The 25,156-nt window shown below is 69.6% G+C and carries 25 protein-coding genes; 9 read left to right on the top strand and 16 right to left on the bottom strand.

What is annotated here, in order from left to right; all coding sequences use genetic code 11:
- Window positions 1-149: 149 nt before the first annotated feature.
- A complete protein-coding gene (locus tag AB0L60_RS23405; RefSeq protein ID WP_364617386.1) occupies window positions 150-731 on the top strand; it encodes a type II toxin-antitoxin system PemK/MazF family toxin in 582 nt (193 codons plus the stop codon).
- A 60-nt stretch (window positions 732-791) separates the two neighbouring features.
- On the opposite strand, the gene AB0L60_RS23400 is transcribed toward AB0L60_RS23405, so the two are convergent.
- From AB0L60_RS23400 to AB0L60_RS23385, 4 genes are all read right to left on the bottom strand, one after another.
- On the bottom strand, window positions 792-1,571 hold the full coding sequence (locus AB0L60_RS23400) for an aquaporin (RefSeq protein ID WP_364617384.1): 780 nt from the start codon (window positions 1,569-1,571) through the stop codon (window positions 792-794).
- 64 nt (window positions 1,572-1,635) lie between these two features.
- A complete protein-coding gene (locus tag AB0L60_RS23395; protein ID WP_364617381.1) occupies window positions 1,636-2,481 on the bottom strand; it encodes a transglutaminase family protein in 846 nt (281 codons plus the stop codon).
- Between the two features lie 70 nt (window positions 2,482-2,551).
- Window positions 2,552-3,523, bottom strand: coding sequence for an alpha-E domain-containing protein (locus tag AB0L60_RS23390; RefSeq protein WP_364617379.1), 972 nt, complete (start codon window positions 3,521-3,523; stop codon window positions 2,552-2,554).
- Window positions 3,524-3,709: 186 nt separating this feature from the next.
- A complete protein-coding gene (locus AB0L60_RS23385) occupies window positions 3,710-5,212 on the bottom strand; it encodes a circularly permuted type 2 ATP-grasp protein (RefSeq protein WP_364617377.1) in 1,503 nt (500 codons plus the stop codon).
- Between the two features lie 373 nt (window positions 5,213-5,585).
- Here AB0L60_RS23385 and rpsT point away from each other — a divergent pair, with 373 nt between their 5' ends.
- Both rpsT and AB0L60_RS23375 read left to right on the top strand, forming a co-directional pair.
- Window positions 5,586-5,849 carry a 30S ribosomal protein S20 gene (gene rpsT, locus AB0L60_RS23380; protein WP_033086444.1) on the top strand — a complete coding sequence of 88 codons (264 nt, stop codon included), beginning with the start codon at window positions 5,586-5,588 and terminating at the stop codon, window positions 5,847-5,849.
- A gap of 171 nt (window positions 5,850-6,020) precedes the next feature.
- Window positions 6,021-6,770, top strand: a complete 750-nt coding sequence (locus AB0L60_RS23375) for a hypothetical protein (RefSeq protein WP_364617375.1) — start codon at window positions 6,021-6,023, stop codon at window positions 6,768-6,770.
- 15 nt (window positions 6,771-6,785) lie between these two features.
- Here AB0L60_RS23375 and holA read toward each other — a convergent pair whose 3' ends face one another.
- The gene (holA, locus tag AB0L60_RS23370; protein WP_364617373.1) at window positions 6,786-7,760 is read right to left on the bottom strand and encodes a DNA polymerase III subunit delta; all 975 of its coding nucleotides are present in this window, start codon (window positions 7,758-7,760) and stop codon (window positions 6,786-6,788) included.
- Between the two features lie 163 nt (window positions 7,761-7,923).
- Between holA and AB0L60_RS23365 the strand changes: the two genes are divergently transcribed.
- Window positions 7,924-8,712, top strand: coding sequence for an alpha/beta hydrolase (locus tag AB0L60_RS23365; RefSeq protein WP_364617371.1), 789 nt, complete (start codon window positions 7,924-7,926; stop codon window positions 8,710-8,712).
- On the opposite strand, the gene AB0L60_RS23360 is transcribed toward AB0L60_RS23365, so the two are convergent.
- From AB0L60_RS23360 to AB0L60_RS23315, 10 genes are all read right to left on the bottom strand, one after another.
- Window positions 8,709-10,310 carry a ComEC/Rec2 family competence protein gene (locus AB0L60_RS23360; RefSeq protein WP_364617369.1) on the bottom strand — a complete coding sequence of 534 codons (1,602 nt, stop codon included), beginning with the start codon at window positions 10,308-10,310 and terminating at the stop codon, window positions 8,709-8,711. The genes AB0L60_RS23365 and AB0L60_RS23360 overlap by 4 nt on opposite strands.
- Window positions 10,307-11,386, bottom strand: coding sequence for a ComEA family DNA-binding protein (locus tag AB0L60_RS23355; RefSeq protein WP_364617367.1), 1,080 nt, complete (start codon window positions 11,384-11,386; stop codon window positions 10,307-10,309). Before AB0L60_RS23355 ends, AB0L60_RS23360 begins: the two co-directional genes overlap by 4 nt.
- A gap of 102 nt (window positions 11,387-11,488) precedes the next feature.
- On the bottom strand, window positions 11,489-12,331 hold the full coding sequence (locus AB0L60_RS23350; RefSeq protein ID WP_354835024.1) for a DegV family protein: 843 nt from the start codon (window positions 12,329-12,331) through the stop codon (window positions 11,489-11,491).
- The gene (gene octT / locus AB0L60_RS23345; RefSeq protein WP_364617364.1) at window positions 12,328-13,101 is read right to left on the bottom strand and encodes a diglucosylglycerate octanoyltransferase; all 774 of its coding nucleotides are present in this window, start codon (window positions 13,099-13,101) and stop codon (window positions 12,328-12,330) included. Before octT ends, AB0L60_RS23350 begins: the two co-directional genes overlap by 4 nt.
- Entirely contained in the window at window positions 13,091-13,741 is a 651-nt protein-coding gene (locus AB0L60_RS23340; protein ID WP_364617430.1) for a histidine phosphatase family protein, read from the bottom strand. Before AB0L60_RS23340 ends, octT begins: the two co-directional genes overlap by 11 nt.
- 5 nt (window positions 13,742-13,746) lie before the next feature.
- Entirely contained in the window at window positions 13,747-14,157 is a 411-nt protein-coding gene (gene rsfS, locus AB0L60_RS23335; RefSeq protein ID WP_364617362.1) for a ribosome silencing factor, read from the bottom strand.
- A 25-nt stretch (window positions 14,158-14,182) separates the two neighbouring features.
- Window positions 14,183-14,815: a nicotinate-nucleotide adenylyltransferase gene (nadD, locus tag AB0L60_RS23330; protein WP_364617360.1), complete on the bottom strand. Its 633-nt coding sequence runs from the start codon at window positions 14,813-14,815 to the stop codon at window positions 14,183-14,185.
- 72 nt (window positions 14,816-14,887) lie between these two features.
- Window positions 14,888-16,336 (bottom strand): VWA domain-containing protein, encoded by a 1,449-nt coding sequence (locus AB0L60_RS23325; protein WP_364617428.1) that lies wholly within the window; start codon window positions 16,334-16,336, stop codon window positions 14,888-14,890.
- Window positions 16,337-16,404: 68 nt separating this feature from the next.
- Complete coding sequence (locus AB0L60_RS23320) at window positions 16,405-17,289, bottom strand: MoxR family ATPase (RefSeq protein ID WP_364617358.1); 885 nt, start codon at window positions 17,287-17,289, stop codon at window positions 16,405-16,407.
- Between the two features lie 26 nt (window positions 17,290-17,315).
- The gene (locus AB0L60_RS23315) at window positions 17,316-18,584 is read right to left on the bottom strand and encodes a glutamate-5-semialdehyde dehydrogenase (protein WP_364617355.1); all 1,269 of its coding nucleotides are present in this window, start codon (window positions 18,582-18,584) and stop codon (window positions 17,316-17,318) included.
- A 60-nt stretch (window positions 18,585-18,644) separates the two neighbouring features.
- On the opposite strand from AB0L60_RS23315, the gene AB0L60_RS23310 reads away from it, so the two are divergent.
- The 4 genes from AB0L60_RS23310 (at window position 18,645) to AB0L60_RS23295 (ending at window position 22,611) form a co-directional block, all read left to right on the top strand.
- Window positions 18,645-20,165 carry an MFS transporter gene (locus AB0L60_RS23310; RefSeq protein WP_364617353.1) on the top strand — a complete coding sequence of 507 codons (1,521 nt, stop codon included), beginning with the start codon at window positions 18,645-18,647 and terminating at the stop codon, window positions 20,163-20,165.
- Window positions 20,162-20,500: a GNAT family N-acetyltransferase gene (locus AB0L60_RS23305; protein ID WP_364617351.1), complete on the top strand. Its 339-nt coding sequence runs from the start codon at window positions 20,162-20,164 to the stop codon at window positions 20,498-20,500. Before AB0L60_RS23310 ends, AB0L60_RS23305 begins: the two co-directional genes overlap by 4 nt.
- 23 nt (window positions 20,501-20,523) lie before the next feature.
- Window positions 20,524-21,387: a ribokinase gene (locus tag AB0L60_RS23300; RefSeq protein ID WP_364617349.1), complete on the top strand. Its 864-nt coding sequence runs from the start codon at window positions 20,524-20,526 to the stop codon at window positions 21,385-21,387.
- Between the two features lie 477 nt (window positions 21,388-21,864).
- The gene (locus tag AB0L60_RS23295; protein WP_364617346.1) at window positions 21,865-22,611 is read left to right on the top strand and encodes a short-chain dehydrogenase/reductase; all 747 of its coding nucleotides are present in this window, start codon (window positions 21,865-21,867) and stop codon (window positions 22,609-22,611) included.
- 3 nt (window positions 22,612-22,614) lie between these two features.
- Here the strand turns inward: AB0L60_RS23295 and AB0L60_RS23290 are convergent, their stop codons facing one another.
- Window positions 22,615-23,193: a TetR/AcrR family transcriptional regulator gene (locus AB0L60_RS23290; RefSeq protein WP_364617344.1), complete on the bottom strand. Its 579-nt coding sequence runs from the start codon at window positions 23,191-23,193 to the stop codon at window positions 22,615-22,617.
- A gap of 115 nt (window positions 23,194-23,308) precedes the next feature.
- Here AB0L60_RS23290 and AB0L60_RS23285 point away from each other — a divergent pair, with 115 nt between their 5' ends.
- Complete coding sequence (locus AB0L60_RS23285) at window positions 23,309-25,048, top strand: nitroreductase family deazaflavin-dependent oxidoreductase (RefSeq protein WP_364617342.1); 1,740 nt, start codon at window positions 23,309-23,311, stop codon at window positions 25,046-25,048.
- Window positions 25,049-25,156 lie beyond the last annotated feature (108 nt).

Raw genomic sequence — 25,156 nt, 5'->3', positions numbered from 1 at the left:
GATGCTTCCCTCCTCCGCTCCTCCGCTTCGCTCCCCAGCTCCGTCGGTCCAGAATCGAGGCGGCCGCGAACCTGCAGGTGAGCTACCTTCAGGCGCAGGCGAATCCGGTACAGGTGAGAATCCCGTTGTCCGCCGTTAGGCTGCCGGACATGGCCGGCAGGTGGAACGCTCTGGGGAAGCAGTTGGGGATCGTGGCTAAGGAGCAGGGCACTCAGCTCGTCACGCAGCAGGCCCCGAAGTTGATCGGGCGGGTGCGGCAGTCGACGATGTGGGACCGTGCTCTGAAGGCGGTGGGGACGCCGCGCAAGGGTCCGGGCGTCAATGTCCGGCCGACCTCGTCGGCGGGAGTGCCGTCGCACGAACGCGCGCGCCGCATCGTCTACAGCCCGCAGCTCGACGGCCGGGCCGATCCCGGCGAGATCGTGTGGACCTGGGTCCCCTACGAGGAGGACCCCGACAACGGCAAGGACCGCCCGGTGCTGGTGGTCGGCCGCGAGGGCGACACGCTGCTCGGGCTCATGCTGTCCTCGAATTCCGAACACGCGCACCACCCCAACTGGGTGGGCATCGGCTCCGGCCCGTGGGACAGCGCCGAGCGCGACAGCTGGGTGCGGCTGGATCGTGTCCTGGATGTCCCCGAGATGGGCATTCGCCGCGAGGGTGCGATACTCCCCCGCAAGACATTCGACCGGGTGGCGCACCGGCTCTGCGCCGAATACCACTGGCACTAGCGCCTTCCCGGAGACGAGCGAACCCCGCTCCGGCGGAGCGGGGTTCGGGACCGAGAGCGGTCAGCTCACCATATTGCGGGAGCGACCGTAGATCATGCCGTAGACCAGCGACCCGAGAACACCGCCGATCAGCGGGAAGACGATGAACACCCACAGCTGCGCGGGTGCGCCGTCCTGATAGAACGCGACGGCCAGGCTGCGGGCCGGGTTCACCGAGGTGTTGTCGACCGGGATCGAGATCAGGTGGATCACGGCGAGCGTGAAGCCGATCGAGAGCCCGGCCAGCGGAATGTCGGAGAGCTGATCGGTGGAGGCCAGCACCACGAACACCAGCAGCGCGGTCAGGATCACCTCGACCGTGATGGCCGCCGCAAGACCGTAGCCATTGGTGGTGACGTCGCCGAGCACCAGCTTCGACGGGCTGTGCTCGCCCCAGCCGTTCGCTGCCAGGCCGTCCTTGGCGCGATCGTAGGAGGGCAGGTTCTTGGCGATGGCGTAGACGACCGTGCCCGCGAGCAGGCCGCCGATGATCTGCGCGACCCAGTAGGCGGCCGCCACCGCGATGGTCACCCGGCCCAGCAGCAGCTGGCCGACCGTGACCGCCGGGTTCACGTGGCAACCCGAGATGGGGCCGATGGAGTAGACCAGGAACAGCAGGGTCAGGCCGAAAGCCAGTGCGATGCCGAGCGCGCCGACCCGGCTCCCCGCCAGCACCGCGGTGCCGACACCGCCGAGGACCAGCACGAATGTGCCCAATGCCTCGGCGAATACCTTGCGCCCCAGGGTGGGCGGTGTCACATCGGTGAGATCCTCGGCGACTTCCTGAGCTGTGGGGGACATCGGCTACCTTCCGCTGGCATGGACAACGCACCGACAAGAACCGGCGGCGCGAGCCGAAAACGCCTCAGGCCAGGCGAGTTATCTCCACTACGACCTCGAGATCGGTCGAGCCGCTCCCGCTGAAGATACCTTTGAGAGGGGGCACATCCGCGTAATCACGCCCCACCCCGACTGATACGTGTTGCTCGGTGACCGGGATGTTGTTGGTCGGGTCGTAGCCCCACCACTGACCGGTCCAAGCCTCCACCCAGGCGTGCATCTGACCCGCGACGGTGTGGCCGACCTCGGCGGACGGGTCCGGATGCAGGTAGCCCGAGACGTAGCGGCTGGGTATCCCCATGCCGCGCAATAACAGCAGCGTGAGGTGCGCGTAATCCTGGCACACGCCTTGCCGTTCGGCGAAGGCCTGCACCGCCGAGGTGTGCACCGAGGTGGTCCCGGCCAGGTAGTTCATCTCCCGGTGCACCCATTCCGCGGCCCGGACAACCGCTTTCGCCGGCGACACGCCGCGCGCCAGCTGCCGGGCCGCCGGGGCCAGCCGCCGCTTCTCGCGCGGCACGTAGACGGTGGGTTCGAGCAATTCGTCGAAACGGTCGGCAATGGCGTCGGCGCGCAACTCCTCCCAGGCCAGCTCCTCGGACGGCCCGGCGAACGGCTCGGTCTCGACGACCGAGGCGCTGGTGACCTCCAGCTCGGTGTGCGGGGCGTGCAGGTCGAAGGCCGTCACCGCCGTTCCCCAGTAGTCGATGTAGCGGTAGGACCGGGTGGACGGCACGGTGTCGACCCGATTGAGGATCACGGTCTGCCGGCTGTCGGCGCGCGGGGTCAGCCGGGCCTCGTTGAAAGACCGCATGACCGGTGCGTCGTACACATATCCGGTGGTGTGCACCACCCGCATCCGCCAGCTCATGCTGTGCCCTCCTTGGCGTGAACAGGGCCTTCCGTGGTTACACTGCGCTGCCGCCTCCAGGCCTGACTGTTCACGCCATCTCCTCGACCCGGTCCGCGCCGCGACCGTGCAGCCCCGTCCACTCCACCCACGATTCGGCGTGGAAGTACTGCAGCGCCACGGCCTCTCCCACCTCGCGGCAGGTCTGCTGCAGCCACAGCAGCCGGCTGGGCAGATCCTCCAGCAGCACCGACGAGGGCAGGAATTCCAGTTCGCTGCGCGCCCGGCCGAGCAGGCGATGCGCTTCGTGGCGCGCCGCGAACCGGCTGTTGGGGCGCTGGTCCAATTCCTGCAGACAGGTTTCGGCCACCCGCAGGGAATGGAATACCGACCGTGGGAACAGGCGGTCGAGCAGGATGAATTCCGCGATCTGATTGGCGTCGAGCACGCCGCGATGGGTACGCAGATACGGGTCGTGGGCCCCCGCCGAACGCAGCACCGTCACCCAGGCCGGCGAGGAGGTGCGGTCACCGGCGCGCGAATGCAACAGGCGCACAGTCATATCCACGCGTTCGATGGATCTGCCCAGCAGCAGGAATCGATAACCGTCGTCGCGACTCAGGGTGGAATCGGAGAGTCCGGCGAACATGGCGGCGCGATCGGTGATGTAGTGGCAGAACTCGTGCGGCCCCAGCGCCCGCGCCGCCCGCTCGGCCGCCGCCAGCCCGTTGAAGGTGGCATTGAGGCACTCCCACATCTCGGTGGAGGTGACTTCCCGTGCGCCCCGGGCATTCTCACGCGCTCGGCTGATGGAATCGACGATGGAGCCGCCGTCGCGGCCGAAGGCCACCAGCTCGGTCACCGACCACACATCCAGTTCCCGATCCTCGTCGGGCGGCTCGATGCCCAGTACCCGCAGCAGCACCCGCGAGGTTCGGTCCGGATCGACCGTGGCGTCCTCCAGCAGCTGATGGACCGCGACATCGAGAATGCGCGCCGTATATTCGGCTCGCTCGACGTAGCGTCCGATCCAGAAGAGGGATTCGGCATTGCGCGCCAACATGATGCTCTGCCCTATCTGCCTCCGCTTCGCTCCGGCGGGTTCGCGGCCCTGAAGGTCTCGTTCTTCCCTCCTCCGCTCCTCCGCTTCGCTCCCCCCGCTCCAAGCGCGGGGAGGCGGAGCGCAGTCCAGAACGAGACGGGCCGCGAACCAAAAGAGTTGAGCCTCAGCGAATGCTGTTTGTTGTTGTTACTGCTGTTGTTGGTTGGCCCGCATCGCCGAGGGCTCTCTGGATTGGTCTCTCTCCGGGGCGATCTGCAGTTCGCCGACCAACTGCGAACCCGCCAATTCCCGTTGCGCCACAGAGGTTCTCGGTGCGAGCACCCAGGTGTCCTTGCTCCCGCCCCCTTGACTGGAATTCACCACCAGCGAGTTCGCGGGCAGCGCCACCCGGGTCAGCCCGCCGGGCAGCACCCAGATGTCGTCGCCGTCGTTGACCGCGAACGGCCGCAGGTCCACGTGCCGGGGCGCGAGCCGCCCGTCGATCTTGCTCGGCACCGTGGACAGCTGCACCACCGGCTGCGCGATCCAGCCGCGCGGATTGGCCCGCACCTTGCGCCGGGTCGCCTCCAGCTCCCGGGTGCCGGCCGCCGGGCCGATCACGATGCCGTAGCCGCCGGACCCCTCCACCGGCTTGACCACCAGTTCCGCCACCCGGTCCAGCACCTCGTCGCGTTCGGCCGGTTCCCAGCAGCGGTAGGAGTCCACATTGGGCAGGATCGGTTTCTCACCCAGGTAGTACTCGATGAACGCGGGCACATAGGTATAGACGAGCTTGTCGTCGCCGACCCCGTTGCCGACGGCATTGGCCAGCACCACCGTGCCCGCGCGGGCCGCGTTCAGGATCCCGGCCACCCCGAGCATGGAGTCCGGGCGGAACTGCATGGGATCGAGGAAGTCGTCGTCGATGCGCCGGTAGATGACATCCACCTGCCGCTCCCCCGCGGTGGTGCGCATATAGACGACATTGTCGCGGCAGAACAGGTCCCGGCCCTCGACCAGTTCCACCCCCATCTGCCGGGCCAGCAGCGAATGCTCGAAGTAGGCGGAGTTGTGGACGCCGGGGGTGAGCACCACCACGGTCGGGTCGGCCTCGTTGGGCGCGGCGGCGGCGCGCAGGGCGCGCAGCAGGTGGGTCGGATAGTCGCCGACAGCGCGCACCCGGTGCGAGGCGAACAGGTCGGGGAACACGCGCGCCATGGTGCGCCGGTTCTCCATGACGTAGGACACGCCCGAGGGCGAGCGCAGATTGTCTTCCAGCACGCGGAAATCACCGTGCTCGTCGCGCACCAGATCGATCCCGGCCACGTGAATGCGCACACCATTGGGCGGCACCAGGCCGGCGGCCTCGCGGTGGAAGTGCGCGCAGGAGGTCACCAGTCGTTTCGGAATCACGCGGTCGCGCAGGATGGTCTGCTCGCCGTAGACGTCGGCGAGGAAGGCCTCCAGCGCGCGCACCCGCTGCCTGATGCCGCGTTCGAGTTTGGTCCATTCACTGGCGGCGATCACCCGCGGCACCAGGTCGAGCGGGAACGGCCGCTCCTGGCCGGAGAGCGAGAAGGTGATGCCCTGATCGACGAACGCGCGGTCCAGCGCCTCGGCGCGGGCCGCCAGATCCTCGGCGTCGATGGTGGCCAGGGCGTTGAATATCCCCCGGTAGGGCGCCCGCGGGCGTCCCGCGGAATCGAACATCTCGTCATAGGCCCGGTCGTAGCGGCCCGGTTGATACCCCGCGAAGACGCCTGATTTATCCGATTTTTCGCGTTCCAGTCCGGAAGGAGCGAGCGCGGCGGAGGCTGACGCGGTGGATCTGTCTACTCTCGAGAGACCCGGTGCGGGTGCTGCGGGGGTCATGCAAAAATAGTCCATCACGCAGGGGCAACACGCAGTTGGACGGCGATAAATTTCTGGTTTCGGCCAGATGGCGGACAGGCTCGATTTCATACCTCGCCGCGTCGCCTGGTAGCCTCGACTGTCGGTGCTGCAACTGCCCCTCTCGTAGTGCGCGCCCGAAGACTTTGCATCCCGCATACACCACCAAGTGAAGGAACACGAGGAAACCGGCGTGGCCAACATCAAGTCCCAGATGAAGCGGATTCGCACCAACGAGCTTGCGCGCCAGCGCAACCAGTCGGTGAAGTCCGCGCTGCGCACCTCGATCCGCAAGTTCCGCGAGGCCGCTGCGGCGGGCGAGAAGGACAAGGCGCTCGAGCTGATGCAGTCCGCGAGCAAGAGCCTGGACAAGGCCGCCTCCAAGGGCGTCATCCACGCCAACCAGGCCGCCAACAAGAAGTCGGCCCTGTCGCTGGCTTTCAACAAGCTCGGCTGATCCTGCCCGGTACGCTTACCGGCATCATGCTTCTCACAGCCGCCGTGGCCACGAAGACCACGGCGGCTTTTGTCGTGTCCGAAGCTGGCGACTTGCGCGAGCGCGCAGTTGGCAGCAGGATGGCCGCGAACCGTCGGGGGCTACCTGTAAACCTGCACTGGGAGAGATCACTTGGCAACGCTGCGTCGTGACAACCGTTCGTCCTGGACCCGCGGCACGCTGGCCGTCAGTGTGGCCGCGGTCGCGCTGACCACCGGAATGGGTGTGGCAGCCGCGCGTCCCATCGGCCCGTTCGAGGTGGGCGGGGCCATCGAGGTCGAATACGACGGGGCGGGTGGACCGGACTTCTTCGGTGATCCCACCACTCCGGAGACCGACGCCGCGGGCGGCGGCAAGAAGCAGGACTTCGTCAACAACGTCTCCATCTACTGGACCCCGGCTACCGACGCGCACGCCATCGGCGGTGCCATCCGCGACAAGTGGAAGGGCGCGGGCGCGGAGTCGGGCGCGCTGAAGTACCCGGTGGCGGACGAGGGGCAGACCTCGAAACCCGGCCGCTTCCAGCACTTCCAGGGCGGCTCGATCTACTGGTCGGTGGGTGCGGGCACCCATGTGGTGAGCGGCGTGATCCGCGACAAGTACTCCGCGGTCGGCTGGGAGAGCAGCCCGCTGGGCTTCCCCATCGCCGATGAGAACAAGACCAACAGCGCCACCACCCATGAGCAGCTGTTCGAGGGCGGGGCGGTCTACTCGACCCAGAAGACCGGAACCCATGTCGTGTGGGGCTCGATCCGCGACGAGTGGGTGCGCAATGGCGCCGAGAACGGCCGCTATGGCTACCCGACCAGCGACGAGTACGACTACCAGGGCGGCAAGGCCCAGGAGTTCCAGGGCGGCAAGATCACCTGGAAGCCGGAGTAGTTTCGAGCCTTCCCGCTACGAGGCGCTCTCGCGCAGATCCAGAATGCGCGAGAGTGCGTGCTCGAGTGCGTAATCCGCGTCGGCCGCCTGACCCTTGACGTCGGCATTGAGCGCGGCCACCACCTGCAGTGCCGCCCCGATGGACGCGCCGGTCCAGCCGCGCGCCTGGCCCTGCGCCTTCTTCACCTTCCACGGCGGCATCCCCAGATCACCGGCCATCTTGAACGGGTCGCCGCGCCCGGCCGAGCCGACGCGGGCGATGGTGTGCACCGAATCCGCGAGGGCATCCGCGAGCAGGACCGCCGGGACGCCGCGATCGATGGCCCAGCGCAGCGCCTCCATGGCGGCGGGCCGATCTCCCGACACGGCCAGATCGGCGACATCGAACCCGGTCACCTCGGCCTTGCCCGAGTAGTACTGGCGCACCGCCGCGAGATCCACCTTGCCGCCGGTGTCGGCCGCCAATTGCGAACTGGCGGCGGCGAGTTCGCGCAGGTCCGAGCCTACGGCCTCGATGATGGCCTGCACCACGTCCGCCGGCACCCGCACATTCGCGGCCCGGAACTCGTTGCGCACGAACTCGACCCGCTCCCCCGCCTTGGTCAGCTTCGCGCAGTCGTGCACCACCGCGCCCAGCTTCTGCAGGGCCGGCGCCAGCGCCTTGGCGCGCCCGCCCCCGCTGTGCAGCACCACCAGCACCACGCCCTCGGGTGGTGCGGACGCCGCATCCTGGATGACCGCGACCGCGTCCTTGCCGGCCTCGGCCGCCGACTCCAGCACGATCACCCGGTCCTCGGCGAACAGTGAAGGACTCAGCAGCTCGGCCAATTCCGCCGTGCTGGCATCCCCCGCCCGGAGCCGATCCACCGGCAGCGCATCGGCGTCCGCCGAGCCGGCCCGGGCCTGCGCGGTAATTCCCGCCACCGCCCGCTCGATCAGCAATTCCTCTTCACCGAGCACGAGATGCAGGGGCGCGGGTCGCTGGTTCACGCCCCGATCCTACGAGTTCGCTCCGACAACCCACGCATCCCGCACCCGGTCAGAGCTGCATACGAACGTGTGACACGTAAGTCTTACTCAAACGTCTTGCACAAATGTCTAACAAACGGTTAGGGTCGAGCGCAGCACACCGGAACAAGGATCGGAGCAGACAATGACCGCACACACCACCACCCGCACCCGCTTCGATATCGACGGCCGCGGACTGTCCTACGTGGATTTCGGGGGTACCGGCCGGACCGTCATCGCGCTGCACGGGCACATGTCCGACGGCGAGAGCTTCGCCGATCTGGCCACGCGGCTGTCCCCGGGGTGGCGGCTCGTCGCGCTCGACCAGCGCGGCCACGGCCACTCCGATCGCGCCGCCGACTACACCCGTGACGGCTACCTCGCCGACATCGCGGCCCTGCTCGACCACCTCGGCCTGGAACGCGCTGTGCTGCTGGGGCATTCGCTCGGCGGCATCAACGCCTACCAGTTCGCGGCCCGCCACCCAGAGCGGGTGGCGGCGATCATCGATATCGACGCACCCGCCGCGCTCGGCCTCGACGGCCACAATCCGCTGGGCTTCGTGGCCGGCCTCCCCTACGAGGCGGCGACCCGTGAGCAGCTGATCGAGGCCATGGGCCCGATGGCCGCGCACTTCGGGGCGCTGGTTCGCGAGCGTGCCGACGGTTCCTGGAGCCTGCCCTTCCACCCCCTCGACATCGTCGCCTCCGAGGACCTGGTGCACGGCGACCACTGGTCGGACTGGATCGCCGGCACCTGCCCGGCCCTGCTCATCCGTGCCGCGCACGGCGTCATCCCCGCCGACATGGCCGCGGCCATGCGCGAACGGCGCCCGGGCACCCGCATGGTCGAACTCGATACCGACCACTTCGTCTACGCCAACGACCCCGCCGGTTTCGCCGACGCCGTCAACGAGTTCCTGAGCTCCCTCTAGCCGGACGACGAGTCCTCGTCTCGACCGGGCCGAGGCGGCACCGATCCCGGCACGGCGTCCGGATCCGCCCGCGAGCGACCAGGGTGCAGAGCCGCGATCACCAAGGCGCACACCACCGTTGCGACCAGACCTGAACGCAGACCGGTCGGTAGTGAGACCGAGGCTCCCAGGGCGGCGGCTCGGTCGGAGACCGTGAGCAGCCACCACAGCGGTGGTGCGGTGCAGTGCATGACCGCCGCGGCGAGGGGCGACCACACGCAGGCGAGCAGCGCACCCAGCGCGCCGAGGATGGTGATGGGCGCGATCACCGGTTCGACCAGCATGTTCACCACGATCGCGACCAGGCTGAGGTGGCCGGTCATGGCGATGACCAGCGGCGTGGTGACCACGAAGGCCGCGGCCGCCACCGCGAAGGAGTCGGCGGGGATCCGCCACCAGCCGTGGGCGCGAAGCCAATCCGACCAACCGGGGGCGATCACGATCAGTCCCGCCGTGGCCAGCACCGACAGAGCGAATCCGGCATCCACCGCGAGACCCGGTGACCAGGCCAGCAATCCGATGATGGCGGCGCACAGGGCGGGTAGGGCCTGCTTACGGCGTCCGGTGCAGAGAGCCAGTAGCGCAATGGCTCCCATGACAGCGGCACGCAGGACACTGGGCGATGGGCGGGCCAGGATCACGAACATGACCAGAGCCGCACCCGCGGCCGCCGCGCCGAGCCGTGGATCCACTGTGAGGGTGCGCATCGAAACCAGCACGGCCCCAAGCAAAATCGTGACATTCGCCCCGCTGACGGCCGTCAAATGCGTCAAATCGGACTCACGGAAGTTCTCCTGGACGTGATCGGTGAGGGTCGAGGTGTCACCGATGACCAGACCCGGGAGCAGGCCGGCGGCATCGTCGGAGAGCGCGCGGTGGGCGGAGGTCGCGAAGTCGCCGCGCACCTGCCCGGCGAGGCGCTGCCACCAGGGCGGGGGGCTCACCGAGGTGGGAGCGGCCTCCGCCCGCAGGATGGCGACCGTCATATCCGGACGCCACGGACGGGCCACGCGGGCAGGGAATTCCACCCGCTGGCCGGGCAGCAGGGTCCGCCACCCCGCCGCCGGCGCCATCACCAGCACCGATCCGCCGGAATGCACAATCCGCCCACCCAACCGGTAATCCACCAGCCCGGCCCGCACCATCACCTTCGGCCCGCCGAACGGCCTGGCGGACACCCGCTTCGGATCATCGGCCAGTTCCACCACCGCCACCAGCCGCTGCCCGGCCCGCACCGCCCGCAATGGATGCGTCTGCACCCGATGCGCATGCCACGCCCCCGCCACCCCGAACCCCGCCCCGATCACCAAGGCCCCCAGCACCACCCACGCCACCCCACTCCCCCGCCCCGCCCGCATCCGCCGAATCACCCACGCCGTCACACACATCCCCACCAGCCCACACCCGGCCGCCACCCCGACCCCGACCCGCCACCCCGCCACCAACGGCGCCACCGTCGCACCCCAACCACATACCGCCGCCGGAACCAGCCGCGCATCGAGCACCTCGGGTATTTCGACGAGCCCGCGATCCTCCGCCTCTACACCCGGGGTGGTCATATCGTCACCCGGTCGCGGAGACGGTTGAGGCGGGAGTGGCCTATGCCCTCGATTTCGGAGAGTTGGTCGATGGAGGTGAAGCGGCCGTGGCGGGTGCGCCAGGTGAGGATGGCGCGGGCGGTGACGGGGCCTACGCCGGGGAGGGTGTCAAGGTCGGATTCGGTGGCGGTGTTGAGGTTCACCTTCGGGGGGAGGGCGGTGGAGCGGGGCGGGCCGGAGGGTGGGGGTGAGTTCGCCGGGGGGTGGGCGGAATTCACGATGGTGGTGCCGACCTGCTGGGTGGTGGGGCGGGGTGTGGTGCGGCCGACGATGATCTGGTCGCCGTCGGTGAGGGGCTGGGCGAGGTTGAGGGTGGAGAGGTCGGCTTCGGGACGGGGAGCGGCGACGCGGAGGGCGTCGGCTATCCGGGCTCCGGCGGGGAAGCGGCGGAGCCCGCCGTGCTCGACGAGACCGACGACGCTGACGACAAGCTCGCCGGGGGTGGCAGCAGCCCCCGGAGCGCCGGTTGCCGTGGTAGCGAGCGGGATTCGATCCGACTGCGAGGCGGCGGGCCGCGACGCGGGCGGCTGGGCCGTGCCCGGCGCGGGCGTGGCTGTGACCGTCGCGGCGGAAGCGGCGGCTTCGGGTGCGGCACCGTCCTGGTCGGCGGGTACGGTTTCGCTGAGCGGGGCGATGGGTGGGACCGGTTGGGGGACAGGCTTTTCGCTCAGGGTGACGTAGCCGGCGAAGAGGATGGCGAGGATGCCGAGGGCGGCGATGACGAGGACCCCGCGCGGGCCCGGATCCCAGCGGGTGCCGCGGAAGCGTTCAGGGACCAGGCGTTCGTGCCACAGCGACACGCTGCCGCAGGGCTCGGACAGCCAGTCGGGCGCGGATCCGCCGGGATGCCGATCAGCGCCCCGGCGATCGGGGTCGATGAGCTGGTCGAGCGAGTCCTCGTCCCAGCGGCCGGGATGTGGACGGCCGGAGGCGAATTCCGCCGCGTCGGCGGTGGCCTCGGCCGGGCCGGGGCATGGGTCGGCGGCGGTGCGGGCGTTGAGGCGCTGCAGCGGGGTGCGTTCGTCGAGTCGTGGCATGCAGCTCACGGTACGAGCGACGACGACCCCGGCCGCCCACACGACCTGGGCTTTCAGCCGACCTGTGGATAGCGAATTACGTTGTGGACAACGCCGTTTCCGCTAACCGCAGCCGCCCGGCACCACCAGCGCGCCGACCGCGCCCACACCCAGGTGCACCCCCAGCGTGGGGCCGAATTCGGCGATGATGACCTCCCGGATACCTGGAATCAGATCCCGCAGCTGACCCGCGATGGTGTTGGCGGCCTCCTCGGCCCCCAGATGCTGGACCGCGACCGCCGCCCCGTCCTCGCCGGCCGCATCCACAACGGCCGCAACGAGTTTGGTGAACGCCTTGGAGCGCGTGCGGGCTTTCTCGCGCAGTTCCAGCCGCCCGTTCACGATCTGGATGATCGGCTTGGTGACCAGCTCGGTGCCGAAGAACGCCGCGGCCGTGCTCAGCCGCCCGCCGCGCCGCAGCTGCTCGGTCCGGTTGACGACGATGAACGCGCGCCCACGGCTGGCCGCCGCCACCGCCGAGTCGTACACGACATCGAGCGGCTCGCCCGCCCGTGCCCGGCGCGCCGCCGCCAGCACCGGCAGCCCGGTCCCCAGCCCGGCGCTCAGCGAGTCCACCAGCCGGATCCGATCGGCGGCGTCCATGTCCCGTACGGCCTGCCGCCCGGCCTCCCAGGTGCCCGACAGCTGCCGCGAGATGTGCACGGCCACTACGCCGTCGCCGTCGGACAGCTCCAGCGCCCGCTCGTAGACGCTGCGCAGATCACCCGGCGAGGCGGCCGAGGTGGTGACCTGGGAGGAGCCGTAGTCGATGTCGCAGTCGTCGATCCCCTCCCGAATCTCGCGATCGTCGACCAGCACGTGCAGCGGCACGGCCAGCACACCAAGATCAGCCGTGAGGCCGGCCGGCAGGCTGGCCGACGAGTCGGTCACCACCACCACGGTCATGCAGTGTGTACCTCGTCGGCCGTGGCCTCGGTCAGCACCTTCACCATGGCCCGCGCGACCGCACTGTGGCCCTCCCAGCCCCAGTGGATGCCGTCCGGGTTGGCGGGGCCGTTGAAGACGTTGTCGCGCACGGCGTCCCCGAGATCCACCAGCGGCACCGCGTGCTCGGCGGCCCAGGCCGACACGGCCCGCACCATGGGCTCGCGCCCGGTGTGCACCCCGGCGTAGGCCTCGCACTTGTGCACCGAGGGCAGCACCGCCACGAACGGCAGCTCGGGCCGTAGCTGGGCCAGCGAGTGCCGCGACTGCTCCAGGTAGTCGACGCTCACCGCGGGCGGCAGCGCCACCGGCCGGCCCAGCGGGGACAGCCTGGGCTGCACCCAGTTGTAGGCCTCGCGCACCCGCCGGCGCACCGAGGCGGGCCGCACATAGCGGATCAGCTCGCGCAGCGCGGTCGGCAGCGGCGAGGGCAGCGAGTCCATGCCGCCGGTCGCGAACACCACGGCCCCGGCCCGCGGCACCGCGGCCCAGATACGCGGGTCGCCGATCAGCGCCCAGTAGGCGTCACGGCAGGTCCAGCCGATGCGGGCCACCAGTTCGACGTCCCAGTCCAGCTCGGCGGCAACGAGATTGGGCCAGATGCCGGGATGGTCGGCGGGCAGCCCGCCCTTGGGACCGAAGTAGGACAGCGAGTCCGCCACCACCACCAGCACCTTGCGCTGCGGCGAACCGTCCCGCGCCGGTTGGGCGTTCGGACTCTCAGAGGACATTAGGGGCTACCTTCGCGACCGCGTTCCACACATCCAGGCGCCAGCCGGGCTTGTCGATGCCGGGACCGTGGCTGGTCAGCTGCACCCAGCTGGTATTGGCCAGGCCGCCCAGGGCCGGCCAGTTCGCCTCGGGCAGGTCGAGCAGGGCCGCGGTCAGCGCCGCGATCAGCCCGCCGTGCGCAACCAGCATGATGGTACGGCCGGGCCAGTCCTCCCGCGCGGCGAAGAGTTCCGTCACCACGGGCAGCGCTCGCGCGCCCACCTCGAGCTTGGATTCGCCGCCGGGCGGGGTGAAGCGGGCATCGAGCCGCCACGCCTTGCGGGCGCCCGGGTACTCGGCGTCGACCTGGTGGTGGTCCAGGCCCTCCCAGTCCCCGAGGTTGGTCTCGCGCAGGCGCTCGTCGGTGACGACCGGCATGGCCGCGCATTCGGCGACGGCGAGCGCGGTGTGGTGGGCGCGCTTGAGATCGGAGGAGACGATGGCGATCAGGTCGCTGGTCGCCATGTCGGGCGCGCAGTCCTTGGCCTGGCGCCTGCCGATGTCATCGAGTTCGGTGTCGATCTGGCCCTGCATCCGGTCGCCGGCGTTCCATTCGGTCTGTCCGTGCCGCAGCAGAATCAACCGGCGGACGCCGGCCATCTTGCTCACTCGTCGTCCCCGCCCTTGTCCTGCTCGGTCGTCGTCGCGCGCGGATCGCCGATGCCGTCGACCGGCACCGCCGGGCAGTCCTTCCACAGGCGCTCGAGGCCGTAGAAGTCGCGTTCGTCCTCGTGCTGGACGTGGACCACGATCTCGACGTAGTCCAGCAGCGCCCAGCGGCCCTCGCGGGTGCCCTCGCGGCGCACCGGCTTGTATCCGGCCTCGCGCAGCTTGTCCTCGATATTGTCGACGATCGCGTTGACCTGGCGCTCGTTGGGCGCGGACGCGATGACGAAGCAGTCGGTGATGACCAGCTGCTCGGAGACATCCAGCACAACCACGTCGGCGGCCAGTTTCTCGTCGGCGGCCCGTGCGGCCACCGTCGCCATCGAGACGGCTTCTGCCGATGCTGTCACCCTGCTACCTCTTCCCTGCGCACTTTCACCATGCACTGTCTTGCGGCACGTACAGGTGCCGTTTCGATATGTATTGGACGACCCCGTCCGGGACGAGGTACCAGACCGGCCGGCCCTCCTCCGCCCGCCGCCGGCATTCGCTCGACGAGATGGCCAGGGCCGGGATCTCGACCATCGTGACCGTGCCCTCCGGGTAGTCGCGGAGGTGGTCGGCGAGATGGTCGATATTCAATTCGTACCCCGGACGGGTCACGCCGACGAATTTCGCCAGCTCGAACAGTTCCGACCAATCCTGCCACGTCAGGATGCTGGCCAGCGCGTCCGCTCCGGTGATGAAGTACAGATCCGCGTCGGGGTGGAGTTCGGCCAGGTCGCGCAGGGTGTCGACGGTGTAGGTCTCCTTGCCGCGGTCCACGTCGACACGGCTCACCTGGAACCGGGGATTGGACGCGGTCGCGATGACCGTCATCAGGTAGCGGTCCTCGGCCGGGCTGACCGCGCGATCGCCCTTCTGCCACGGCTGACCGGTCGGTACGAAAATCACCTCGTCCAGGTCGAACCGATTCGCGACCTCACTGGCCGCGACCAGGTGCCCATGGTGGATGGGGTCGAAGGTGCCGCCCATCACGCCCAGCTTGCGGCGGCCGTTCGTATGCACGAAAAGCGAGCTTACCGGGGGCGATTGCGCCGCCCCCGCACCGGCGGGGCTCAGCCGGCCGGCCATCCGGATTCAGACCGGCAGCAGGCGGCCCACGAGGGCGGTCAGCTGGCGGGCCGAACGGCATTCGTGCATCTCGATGATGTCGGCGTAGCGGTCGGCGGCGGAATCGCCGGTGCCCCACATCTTCTCGGCCTCGGGGTTGAGCCAGTAGGCGTGCTTGGCGGTGTCGACCAGCTGCCGGAGGGTGTCCAGCGCCGGGTCGCGGTAGTTGGTACGGGCGTCGCCGAGAATGAGCAGGGAGGTGCGGCTGGTGACCGCGTCGGGGAACCGCTCGGCGAAACCCTCCAGGGCCGAGCCGTAGTCGGAGTGGCCCTCGATGCCGACGACCTCGGCTTCGGTGAAGATGCGGCGGGTCAGCTGATCCAGCGGGGTGGCCGCGTCGAACAGCTGGGTGACCTCGTCGACACGGTCCACGAAGGCGAAGATGCGGACCCGGGAGAATTGCTCGCGCAGGGCGTTCACCAGCAGCATGGTGAAGCTGGAGAAGCCCGCGACCGAGCCCGAGATATCGCACAGCAGGACGAGATCGGGGCGGCCGGGACGCGGCTTGCGGGTGACGAGATTCACTGGGACGCCGCCGGTGGACATGGATTTGCGCATGGTCTTGCGCAGATCGATCTCGCCGCGGCGGGCACGGCGGCGGCGCGCGGCCAGGCGGGAGGCCAGGACCCGGGCCAGGCGCTGGCTGCTGCGGCGCAGTTCGTCGAGTTCGGCCTGGGAGATGCGCAGGAAGTCGGCGTCCTCGGCCTGCCGGGCGGCGCCGTAGGTGGCGACGCGCTCACGACCGATGCGCTCGGCCACCCGGCGGCGGGTCTCGGCTTCGACGGTGCTGCGGAAGTCCTTGATGCGGCCGCGGGCCGTGCGGCGGGCGACCTCGGTGTCGAAGTCGGAATTGTCCATGCCCTGGGCGAGACCGGCGAGAATCCTGCTCACCAGCAGTTCCGGCTGGAGATCCTTCAGCGTCTGGTAGGCGGAGAAGGACGGCCCGCCCGCCGCCTGGTACTGGCCCATCTGGTCGACCATCTGCGCGGCCAGCGCCTGCAACTGCTGCGCCTGCTCGCCCGACGGGGCCTGGATCAGCAACTCCGCCAGCATCTTCCGCAGTTCGAGGATGTCGACCGAGCCGTCCGGTTTGATCGGCAGCTCCACCTCTTCGGCCCCGGCCCGCTCCCCCAGCGCGGCCGGGAACCACAGGTCGAACATGCCGTCGAAGGTGGCGCGCTGGGTGGTGCGGCGCAGCAGCGCGCAGGCCAGGCCCTCGCGCAGCGCCTCCCGGTCCATGAGGTCCAGGACGGTGAGAACCTGTCCGGCGTCCACGGTTTCGGACGGCCCGACCGGTATCCCCCGGCCGCGCAACGCCTCCACGAAGCCGACCAGATGCCCGGGCAGGCCGTGTTCGGCCGTCGGTCCCGGCACCTGCACCGGCTTGGCCGGCGTACCGCCCGAGATCGCCCGCATGGCGGCGGAAACCAGCCCGCGCGGCGAGTTCTCTTTGCCCTTCGAGGGCTCCGACGCCCCGGCCACGATCAGGCCAGCTTCAGCTCGGACTGCGCACGCACGTGATCGGCCTGGTGTTTCAGCACCACTCCGAGCGTGGCCCGCACGGTCTTGTCATCGAGATCCTTTGCGCCCAAGGCCAGGAGCGTGCGCGCCCAGTCGATGGACTCCGCGACCGACGGCAGCTTCTTGAGCTGCATGCCGCGCAGCACGTGCACGATCCGCACCAGCTGCGCCGCCACCGCGGGCTTCAGCTCCGGCACCCGGCTGGCCAGGATGCGACGCTCGAGCTCCTCGTCCGGGAAGTCGATGTGCAGGTAGAGGCAGCGCCGCTTGAGCGCCTCGGACAGCTCGCGGGTGGCATTGGAGGTGAGCACCACGAACGGCTTGCGGCTCGCACTGATGGTGCCCAGTTCCGGCACGGTGACCGAGAAGTCGCTCAGCACCTCCAGCAGCAGGCCCTCGATCTCGACGTCGGCCTTGTCGGTCTCGTCGATGAGCAGCACGGTCGGCTCGTCGCGCCGGATGGCGGTGAGCAGCGGGCGTTCCAGCAGGAACTCCTCGGTGAAGACATCGGCCTTGGTTTCGGCCCAGTCGTTCTCCGAGGACGCCTGGATGCGCAGGATCTGCTTGGCGTGGTTCCACTCGTAGAGCGCCCGCGCCTCGTCCACGCCCTCGTAGCACTGCAGCCGCACCAGTTCCGCACCCGCGACCTGCGCGACGGCCTTGGACAGCTCGGTCTTTCCGACACCGGCCGGCCCCTCGATGAGCAGCGGCTTGCCGAGCCGGTCGGCGAGGAAAACCGAAGTGGCGGTGGCCTTGTCGGCCAGGTAGCCGGTGCGGGCCAGCCGCTCGATCACATCGTCGACCGACGAGAAGATCGGCTCCTGGTTGGGTGCGGTGGTGGGAGCCACGGCGGTCCTTTCGTATCCAGCGGGTGCTAGACGGGGCGAATCTGCCCGTCGCCCCACACGATCCACTTGGTGGAGGTTAGTTCGGGCAGGCCCATGGGTCCGCGGGCGTGCAGCTTCTGGGTCGAAATGCCGATCTCCGCACCGAATCCGAACTGCTCGCCGTCGGTGAATGCGGTCGAGGCGTTGACCATGACGGCGGCGGCGTCGACGCGAGCGGTGAACTCGCGGGCGGCCTTCAGGTCGGCGGTCACGATGGCCTCGGTGTGACCGGTGCCCCACTCGTTGATGTGCTCGACGGCCGCGTCGAGATCGTCGACGACCTTCAAAGCGATGTCCAGGGACAGGTATTCGTCGGCCCAGTCGGTGTCGGTGGCGGGCACCAGGCCCGGCAGGTCGCCGTGGATGGTGACGCCCTTGTCCTCGAGCGCCTCGATCATGCGCGGCACCGCGGTCTCGGCGATGGCCCGGTCGATCAGCACCGTCTCGGCGGTGTTGCACACCGAGGGTCGGCGGGTCTTGGCGTTGATCAGGATGGACTCGGCCATATCCAGATCGGCGTCCCGGTGGACGAATACGTGGCAGTTGCCGGTGCCGGTCTCGATGGTCGGCACCAGCGCGTCGCGCACCACCGCATTGATCAGGCCCGCGCCGCCGCGCGGGATCACCACGTCCACCAGGCCGCGAGCCTGGATCAGGTGGGTGACGCTGGATCGGTCCTCCGCCGGGAGCAGCTGCACCGCGTCGGCCGGAAGCCCCTGCGCTGCAAGCGCTTCCCGCAGCACCCGGACCAATGCCGCATTGGACTTCGCCGCCGAGGACGAGCCGCGCAGCAGCGCCGCATTGCCCGACTTCAGCGCCAGCCCGAAAGCGTCGACGGTGACATTCGGCCGCGCCTCGTACACCATGCCCACCACGCCCAGCGGCACCCGCACCTGGCGGATCTCGAGACCGTTGGGCAGCGTCGACCCGCGCACCACGTCGCCGACCGGATCCGGCAGCCCGGCCACCTGCCGCAGCCCCGAGGCGATGCCGTCGACGCGGGCCTCGGTCAGCCGCAGCCGATCCAGCAGCGACTCGGCGGTGCCGCCCGCCCGGGCGATCTCGATGTCCTCGGCGTTGGCGGCGAGTACCGCGTCCTTGGCCGCGAGCAGCGCGTCGGCCGCGGCGTGCAGGGCGGCGTCCTTCTGCGCGGTGGTGAGCTGAGCGAGCGTCCGCGACGCCACCCGAGCCCGGCGCGCCGAGTCGTGCACCACCTCGCGGACGGCGTCCCGATCTGTGGTCGTGGGAGCAGTCATAAGGACAGATTACTGATGACGATCTGCCGCCGGTCGGGGGCAGGTTGTTACCGTGAGCGCATGACCGCGAGCATCCGGTTGTCCTCGGGCACCGGCCGATGGGTTCTACTGGCGACCGTCCTCGGTTCGGGGATGGCCATGCTGGACGCGACCGTCGTGAATGTGGCACTGCCGCGGATCGGTGACGAGTTCGGCGCATCGATGGCGGGACTGCAGTGGACGGTCAACGCGTACACGCTGACGCTGGCCGGATTGATCCTGCTGGGCGGGTCGCTGGGTGACCGGTACGGGCGGCGGCGGGTGTTCCTGATCGGGGTGGTGTGGTTCGCGATCGCCTCCGCGTTGTGCGGTGCGGCGCAAGATGTTTCGATGCTCATCGCGGCCCGGGCCCTGCAGGGTGTGGGCGGTGCGCTGCTGACGCCCGGCTCACTGGCCATCATTCAGGCCTCGTTCCGGCCCGAGGAGCGGGCGCGCGCGGTCGGGGCCTGGTCCGGGCTGGGTGGCGTGGCCGGCGCCATCGGGCCGTTCCTGGGCGGCTGGCTGGTGGAGGCGGCCGGCTGGCGGTGGGTGTTCCTGCTCAATATCCCGCTGGCCGCGATGGTGGTGGCGGTGACGGCCCGGCATGTGCCCGAGACCCGTGATGCCGAGACGCACGGGAGGTTCGACGTGCTCGGCGCGGTGCTGGCGGCCTTGTGCCTGGCCGGGATCACCTACGCCCTGACCATGGCGCCCGAGCACGGTACGAGTCGAATCCTGGTGTGGGTCAGCGCGATCGCGGGCGTCGCCGCGGGTACGGGATTCGTGGTGGTGGAGCGGCGGCGGTCGCGCGACGGCCAGGATCCCGCGGCCATGCTGCCCGTCGCCGTGTTCGCCGCCAAGCAGTTCACCGCGATCAATGTGGTCACCTTCGTCATGTACGGCGCCATGAGCGTGGTCTTCTTCCTGCTGGTGCTGACCCTGCAGGTGGTGGCCGGATTCACTCCGATCGCCGCGGGCACGGCCATGCTGCCGGTCACCGTTCTGATGCTGCTGTTCTCGGCCCGCTCCGGCGCGCTGGCCCAGCGCATCGGACCCCGCTGGCCGATCACCGTCGGTGTGCTGCTCGCCGCGACGGGCATGCTGCTGATGACCCGCATCGGCATCCACACCTCCTACCTGGTCGATGTGCTGCCTGCCGCAATGGTTTTCGGCTTCGGCCTGACCCTGGCGGTGGCGCCGCTGACCGCGACCGTCCTCGCCACCGCCGACGAACGCCATGCGGGCGTGGCCAGCGGCGTCAACAATGCGGTCGCCCGCGCCGCGGGTCTGCTTGGCGTGGCGGCCATTCCGCCGCTGGCTGGACTCACCGGTGCGGCGTACACCAATCCGCCCGACTTCGCCCACGGCTTCCACCTGGCCATCCTCACCTGCGCCATGCTCATGATCGCGGCCGCCGCCCTGGCCTTCTTCACCGTCCGCGACGACGCCCTGCGCACCGCCCCGCCCTCGTGTGAACCGGAGTGCCGCACCTTCTCCGCTGTCGCCAGCCCGCCCCTCGAACCCGACCACCACACCGCCCCGACTGGAAGCGAGCCCTCATGACCGCGCCCGAGCCGACCATCACCCAGGTCACCGACACCGCCCCCCAGTACTTCGCCATCAAGGTCGGCGATACCCGCGCCGGCCTGACCGCCTACGTCGATCACGGCCGCCAGCGCATCTTCTTCCACACCGAGATCGACGAGGCCTTCGCCGGTCAGGGCCTGGCCTCCAAACTCATCAGCGCCGCCCTCACCGCCACCCGGTCCGCGGGCAAACGCATCGTCCCCATCTGCCCCTTCGTCAAGGCCTACGTCGAAAAACACCACGACTTCGATGACATCCTCGACCCCGTCACCCCGGAGGCCACGTCCATCGTCGAATCCGCCCTCGGCTGAGCCGCCTGAACTCGGTCCGGACCATGGCGCGAATTGCGGTGGTGGGCAGCATCAATATGGATCTGGTGACGACCGTGGGGCGGCGGCCGGAGGCCGGGGAGACGGTGGCCGGGGACGGGTTCGCGCTGGTTCCGGGTGGTAAGGGGTCGAATCAGGCGATCGCGGCGCGGCGGGCGGGGGCCGAGGTCGAGTTCGTGGGGGCGGTCGGCGGGGATGTGTTCGCCGGCGCGCTGCGGAAGGTGTTGCATGAGGCCGGGGTTGGGGTCTCACGGCTGCGCGGGGTCGAGGGGCCCAGTGGGATCGCGACGATCGTGGTGGACCGCAACGGCGAGAACACCATCATCGTGGTGGCGGGGGCCAATGGGCGGATGACGGAACTGACTACGGCGGACCTGGATACGATCGCCGCCGCGGATGTGCTCATGTGCCAGTTGGAGATTCCGATTCCGACCGTGCTCGCGGCCGCCCGGCGCGCGCGGGCCCATGGCACCACGGTGGTGCTGAATCCCTCACCGGCGCAAGAGCTTCCGGAGGAGTTGTGGGCCGAGGTCGACGTGGCGGTCGTCAATGCAGGCGAGGCGGCTCGACTGGCCTCCGCGCTCACCGGCGTGCCGCATGTCATCACAACGCTGGGTGGAGCGGGGGCGAGCTATCGCGGTCCCGACGGTATCGAGCTCTCCCATCCGGGGATTCGCGTGCAGGTCGTGGACACCACCGGTGCGGGCGACACCTTCACCGGGGCGCTGGCCGCCCACTGGCACGAAGGCCCCGCAACCGCCCTGGCGTGGGCCTGCACCGCGGGGGCGCTGGCCACGACGAAACTGGGTGCCAGTGCCTCGATTCCGGAGTCGGCGGAGGTCGAGCGCGTGCTCGCGGGACCGCGATAGCCGGGTGTGATGATGTGGTGAGGGTCTACGAAAATCTTCGCCAAGTCCGCCGCTGCGGCCGAAGCCGCACTGGCACAGGCGGATCCGCAGACCGCCGGACTGTACGAGCGCCAGCTCACCGCCTTCGAGCGGGCCGCGGCCGGGCAGCGCTACGCGCCGGTCGATGGGGCGGCTTCGGCCATCACCCGCGCGGTCGAGGCACGCAAGCCGAAGGCGTTCTATATGTCGGGATCTGACGCACGACTCGCGGTCTTGTTGTCACATATCCCGGCAAGGCTGCGCGACAGGGTATTCCAGCGCGTGCTCGGCTCGTCGGGCATCACGCCCACCGCCGCCGCGACGGCGTAGTCGGCACCGGGAACAGATGGCGGCGGTCCGCCTTTTCCATCAACGTGGACATTCGACCAAAAGTTGAACCCGACGAATGTCCGCACCGTTTGACATCGGCATCGGACACGAGATTCAGGAGATGGGCCAATGGATTTGAGACTGGGCGGCAGAACCGCGCTCGTGACCGGCGCGTCGGCGGGCATCGGCGCGGAGATCGCGCGGGTGCTCGCCGCGGAGGGCTGCCACCTGCATCTGGCCGCCCGCAGCAAGGAGCGGCTGGACGAGATCGCCGAGCAGCTGCGGGCCGAGTACGGGGTGCAAGTGCGCTCCCACCCGGTGGACCTGCGGTCGGCCGAGGACCTCACCGGGCTGGCGGACGCGGTCGGCGCGCCGGACATCCTGGTCAACAATGCCGGCGACATTCCGGCCGGACCCCTGGCGGCGGTCGACGCCGAAACCTGGCGGCACGCATGGGAGCTCAAGGTCTTCGGCTACATCGACCTGAGCCGCCGCGTCTACGCGGACATGAAGCAGCGCGCTGGCGGCGTCATCGTGAACGTCATCGGCTCGGCGGGCGAGCGGCCCGATGCCGAGTACATCGCGGGCAGCACCGGCAATGCGGCGCTCATGGCGTTCACCCGCGCGCTGGGCAGCCGCAGCTGGCGCGACGGCATCCGGGTGGTCGGCATCAACCCGGGCCCGGTGGCCACCGCGCGCATCACCACACTCATCGAGACCAATGCCCGTTTCGCCGAGATGGCGGCGGACTTCCCCTTCGGCCGCCCGGCCCATCCGCGCGAAATCGCCGATATGGCAGCGTTTCTCGCCTCGGATCGGTCCGGCTACACCACCGGCACCATCGTCACCATCGACGGCGGCCTGAGCCTGATCTGAGGCTCAGGCGACCGGGGTCGTCCTACCCGTGTGCAGGGCGACCAGGTCGGCCATCTGCTGGCCGACCCGTTCCAGGGGTGCGGTCGAGCGGGTCGCCAGCGACATGATGACCGCGCCCTCGACCGCCGCGATGATGGTGGTCGCCAGGGAGCGGGCGGTGGCGGGTTCCACGGCCTCGGCCTCGAGCCGGTCGGCGAGGATGCCCTCCCACTCACCGAAGGTCTCCCCCGCCACGTCGGCCGCCTCGGGCGATTCCGATCGACCGAGCGCCGCGGCCACGATCGGGCAGCCCGCGGTGAAGTCGCTCGAAACCAGCACGTCCCGCCACAGGGCCGGGAAGGCGGCGATGGCGCCGGCCAGATCGGTGCCGGCGGTGACGGTGCGCATGAGTGCGCTGGTGGCCTGTCCGGCGGTCCGGGTGGCCTCGGCGACCAGTTCGGATTTGCCACCCGGGAAGTTCAGGTAGATCGACCGGCGGGAGATGCCGCTGTGCTCGAGCAGCTGCGCGATGCCGGTCCCGGCGATGCCATTGCACCGCATCAGGGCGATGGCGCTGTCGATGAGGCGGTCGCGGGCACCCATGGACGATTCCTCCTTGATCTATACCGATCGGTGTACTACCGTTTTTGGATATACCGATTGGTATACTCAGTGTAGTCCGCCGCTCAACTCTTCGACGAGGAATCGGGGCCACACCATGACGTCAGCATCCACCGCGCGACAGTCGACCCTGCACGACCCCCTGCCGCTGGCCAGCGGTCAGGTGCTACCCAATCGGATCATGAAATCCGCCCTGAGCGAAGGGCTGGCCAACGGTGACAATGCCCCCGACGCGCGGCTGGAACGACTGTACGGCCACTGGAGCCGCGGTGGCTACGGCCTCATCGTCACCGGCAATGTCATGGTCGACCGCCGCCACTGCGGCGAACCCGGCAATGTGGCCATCGAGGACGAACGGGATCTGGAGGCCCTCACTCGCTGGGCCAAGGTCGCCAAGGAGGGCGGCGGCAAGGTCTGGGTGCAACTGAATCATCCCGGACGGCAGGCCAACCCGATCGTCACCCGCACCCGCGCGGTCGCACCCTCGGCCATTGCCATGGGCATCCCCGGCGTGCCCGCCCCGCGCGAGCTGACCGAGGACGAGATCCTCGACATCATCGCCCGCTTCGGCCGCGCCGCCCGGGTCGCCGAGGCCGCCGGATTCGACGGCGTCCAGATCCACGGCGCGCACGGCTATCTGGTCTCGCAGTTCCTGTCCCCGCTGTCGAATCAGCGCACCGACGCCTGGGGCGGCGACGCCGCGCGGCGGCGGCAATTCGTGGTCGAGGTGGTGCGCAGCATCCGCGCGGCGGTGAGCCCGGGCTTCGGGCTGGGCATCAAACTCAATTCGGCCGACTTCCAGCGCGGCGGCTTCACCGAGGACGAGTCGCGCACGGTCATCGAGGAGCTGTCCGGCGAGCAGATGGACCTGTTCGAAATCAGCGGCGGCAGTTACGAATCCCCCGCCATGATGGGCCGGCCGCGCACGGCCTCGGCCAGCACCCGCGCCCGCGAGGCGTACTTCCTGGACTACGCCGAGACCGCCCGGCGGGCCGCGGGCTCGGTCCCGATCGCGGTTACCGGCGGTTTCCGCTCCCGCGCCGCCATGTCCGACGCACTGGCCGGCGGCACCTGCGACCTGATCGGCCTGGGCCGCCCCACGGCAGTGATCCCCAGCGCCGCAGCCGATCTGCTCACCGAGCGCACCGACGCGCTGCGCCCGCCGCACATCTCGCTGGGCCTGCCCCCGCGCCTGGCCGCCAATGGCGGTCTGAAGTCCTTCGACGGCGCGCTCGACCTGCAGTGGCACACCGACCAGCTGCACCGGCTCGGCGCGGGCAAGGATCCCGATCCGGACCGCTCGCCCTGGCTGACGGCGGTGACCATGCTGCGCCGCAACGGCTTCGACGCCTTCCGCAGCAAGCGATCCACCGCCCCGCGCACCGCCGACGCGCGCACCACCGCCGACCGCGCGGCCCGCAAGTTCCGCACCGAGCGCGCCCTGGGCCGCTACGTGATGAACCCGACCGTCCGTGCCCTGGACCGGATCGGCATCCGCACCGCCTTCGCCAGCGAGATCGAAACCGTCGGCCGCAAGTCCGGGCAGCCACGCCGCGTGCCGGTGTCTCTGCTGTTCGACGACGAGGGCGCGTGGGCCATCTGCCAGCACGGCCTGCGATCGGGCTGGGGCCTGAACCTCACGGCCAACCCGAATGTCCGTGTCCGCCAGGGTGATAGCTGGCGCACCGGCACCGCCGCGCTGCTTCCCGACGACGATGTGGTGGCCCGTGCCCGCACCTTCGCCCCGCATCCGGCGCTGGCCCCGTTCACCCGCGGCTTCTTCGCGGCGCTGGAGAGCGATCCGGTGACGGTCCGGATCACCTTCACCGATCGATAGTCCGACGGCATTTCACCGTAATCGGGAATTTATTTCCGTGTGATATGGTGGAAGCGAAATCGAATTCTCCTGTCTACCATCGGATCTCGCGGTCGCGATTTCCGATAA

This window comes from Nocardia sp. NPDC051981 (genome assembly GCF_040680715.1).
Taxonomy (GTDB): Bacteria; Actinomycetota; Actinomycetes; order Mycobacteriales; family Mycobacteriaceae; genus Nocardia.
Note: the sequence above shows the minus strand (reverse complement) of the source record. Positions and strands in the feature narration are given on the sequence as shown.

Excerpts from the sequence above, each read along its gene's own strand:
- AB0L60_RS23405 (WP_364617386.1), top strand. The coding sequence starts at position 150 with ATGGCCGGCAGGTGGAACGCTCTGGGGAAGCAGTTGGGGATCGTGGCT.
- AB0L60_RS23400 (WP_364617384.1), bottom strand. The coding sequence starts at position 1,571 with ATGTCCCCCACAGCTCAGGAAGTCGCCGAGGATCTCACCGATGTGACA.
- AB0L60_RS23395 (WP_364617381.1), bottom strand. The coding sequence starts at position 2,481 with ATGAGCTGGCGGATGCGGGTGGTGCACACCACCGGATATGTGTACGAC.
- AB0L60_RS23390 (WP_364617379.1), bottom strand. The coding sequence starts at position 3,523 with ATGTTGGCGCGCAATGCCGAATCCCTCTTCTGGATCGGACGCTACGTC.
- AB0L60_RS23385 (WP_364617377.1), bottom strand. The coding sequence starts at position 5,212 with ATGTTCGATTCCGCGGGACGCCCGCGGGCGCCCTACCGGGGGATATTC.
- AB0L60_RS23365 (WP_364617371.1), top strand. The coding sequence starts at position 7,924 with ATGACCGCACACACCACCACCCGCACCCGCTTCGATATCGACGGCCGC.
- AB0L60_RS23360 (WP_364617369.1), bottom strand. The coding sequence starts at position 10,310 with ATGACCACCCCGGGTGTAGAGGCGGAGGATCGCGGGCTCGTCGAAATA.
- AB0L60_RS23355 (WP_364617367.1), bottom strand. The coding sequence starts at position 11,386 with ATGCCACGACTCGACGAACGCACCCCGCTGCAGCGCCTCAACGCCCGC.
- AB0L60_RS23350 (WP_354835024.1), bottom strand. The coding sequence starts at position 12,331 with ATGACCGTGGTGGTGGTGACCGACTCGTCGGCCAGCCTGCCGGCCGGC.
- octT (WP_364617364.1), bottom strand. The coding sequence starts at position 13,101 with ATGTCCTCTGAGAGTCCGAACGCCCAACCGGCGCGGGACGGTTCGCCG.
- AB0L60_RS23340 (WP_364617430.1), bottom strand. The coding sequence starts at position 13,741 with ATGGCCGGCGTCCGCCGGTTGATTCTGCTGCGGCACGGACAGACCGAA.
- AB0L60_RS23325 (WP_364617428.1), bottom strand. The coding sequence starts at position 16,336 with ATGCGGGCGATCTCGGGCGGTACGCCGGCCAAGCCGGTGCAGGTGCCG.
- AB0L60_RS23315 (WP_364617355.1), bottom strand. The coding sequence starts at position 18,584 with ATGACTGCTCCCACGACCACAGATCGGGACGCCGTCCGCGAGGTGGTG.
- AB0L60_RS23310 (WP_364617353.1), top strand. The coding sequence starts at position 18,645 with ATGACCGCGAGCATCCGGTTGTCCTCGGGCACCGGCCGATGGGTTCTA.
- AB0L60_RS23305 (WP_364617351.1), top strand. The coding sequence starts at position 20,162 with ATGACCGCGCCCGAGCCGACCATCACCCAGGTCACCGACACCGCCCCC.
- AB0L60_RS23300 (WP_364617349.1), top strand. The coding sequence starts at position 20,524 with ATGGCGCGAATTGCGGTGGTGGGCAGCATCAATATGGATCTGGTGACG.
- AB0L60_RS23295 (WP_364617346.1), top strand. The coding sequence starts at position 21,865 with ATGGATTTGAGACTGGGCGGCAGAACCGCGCTCGTGACCGGCGCGTCG.
- AB0L60_RS23290 (WP_364617344.1), bottom strand. The coding sequence starts at position 23,193 with ATGGGTGCCCGCGACCGCCTCATCGACAGCGCCATCGCCCTGATGCGG.
- AB0L60_RS23285 (WP_364617342.1), top strand. The coding sequence starts at position 23,309 with ATGACGTCAGCATCCACCGCGCGACAGTCGACCCTGCACGACCCCCTG.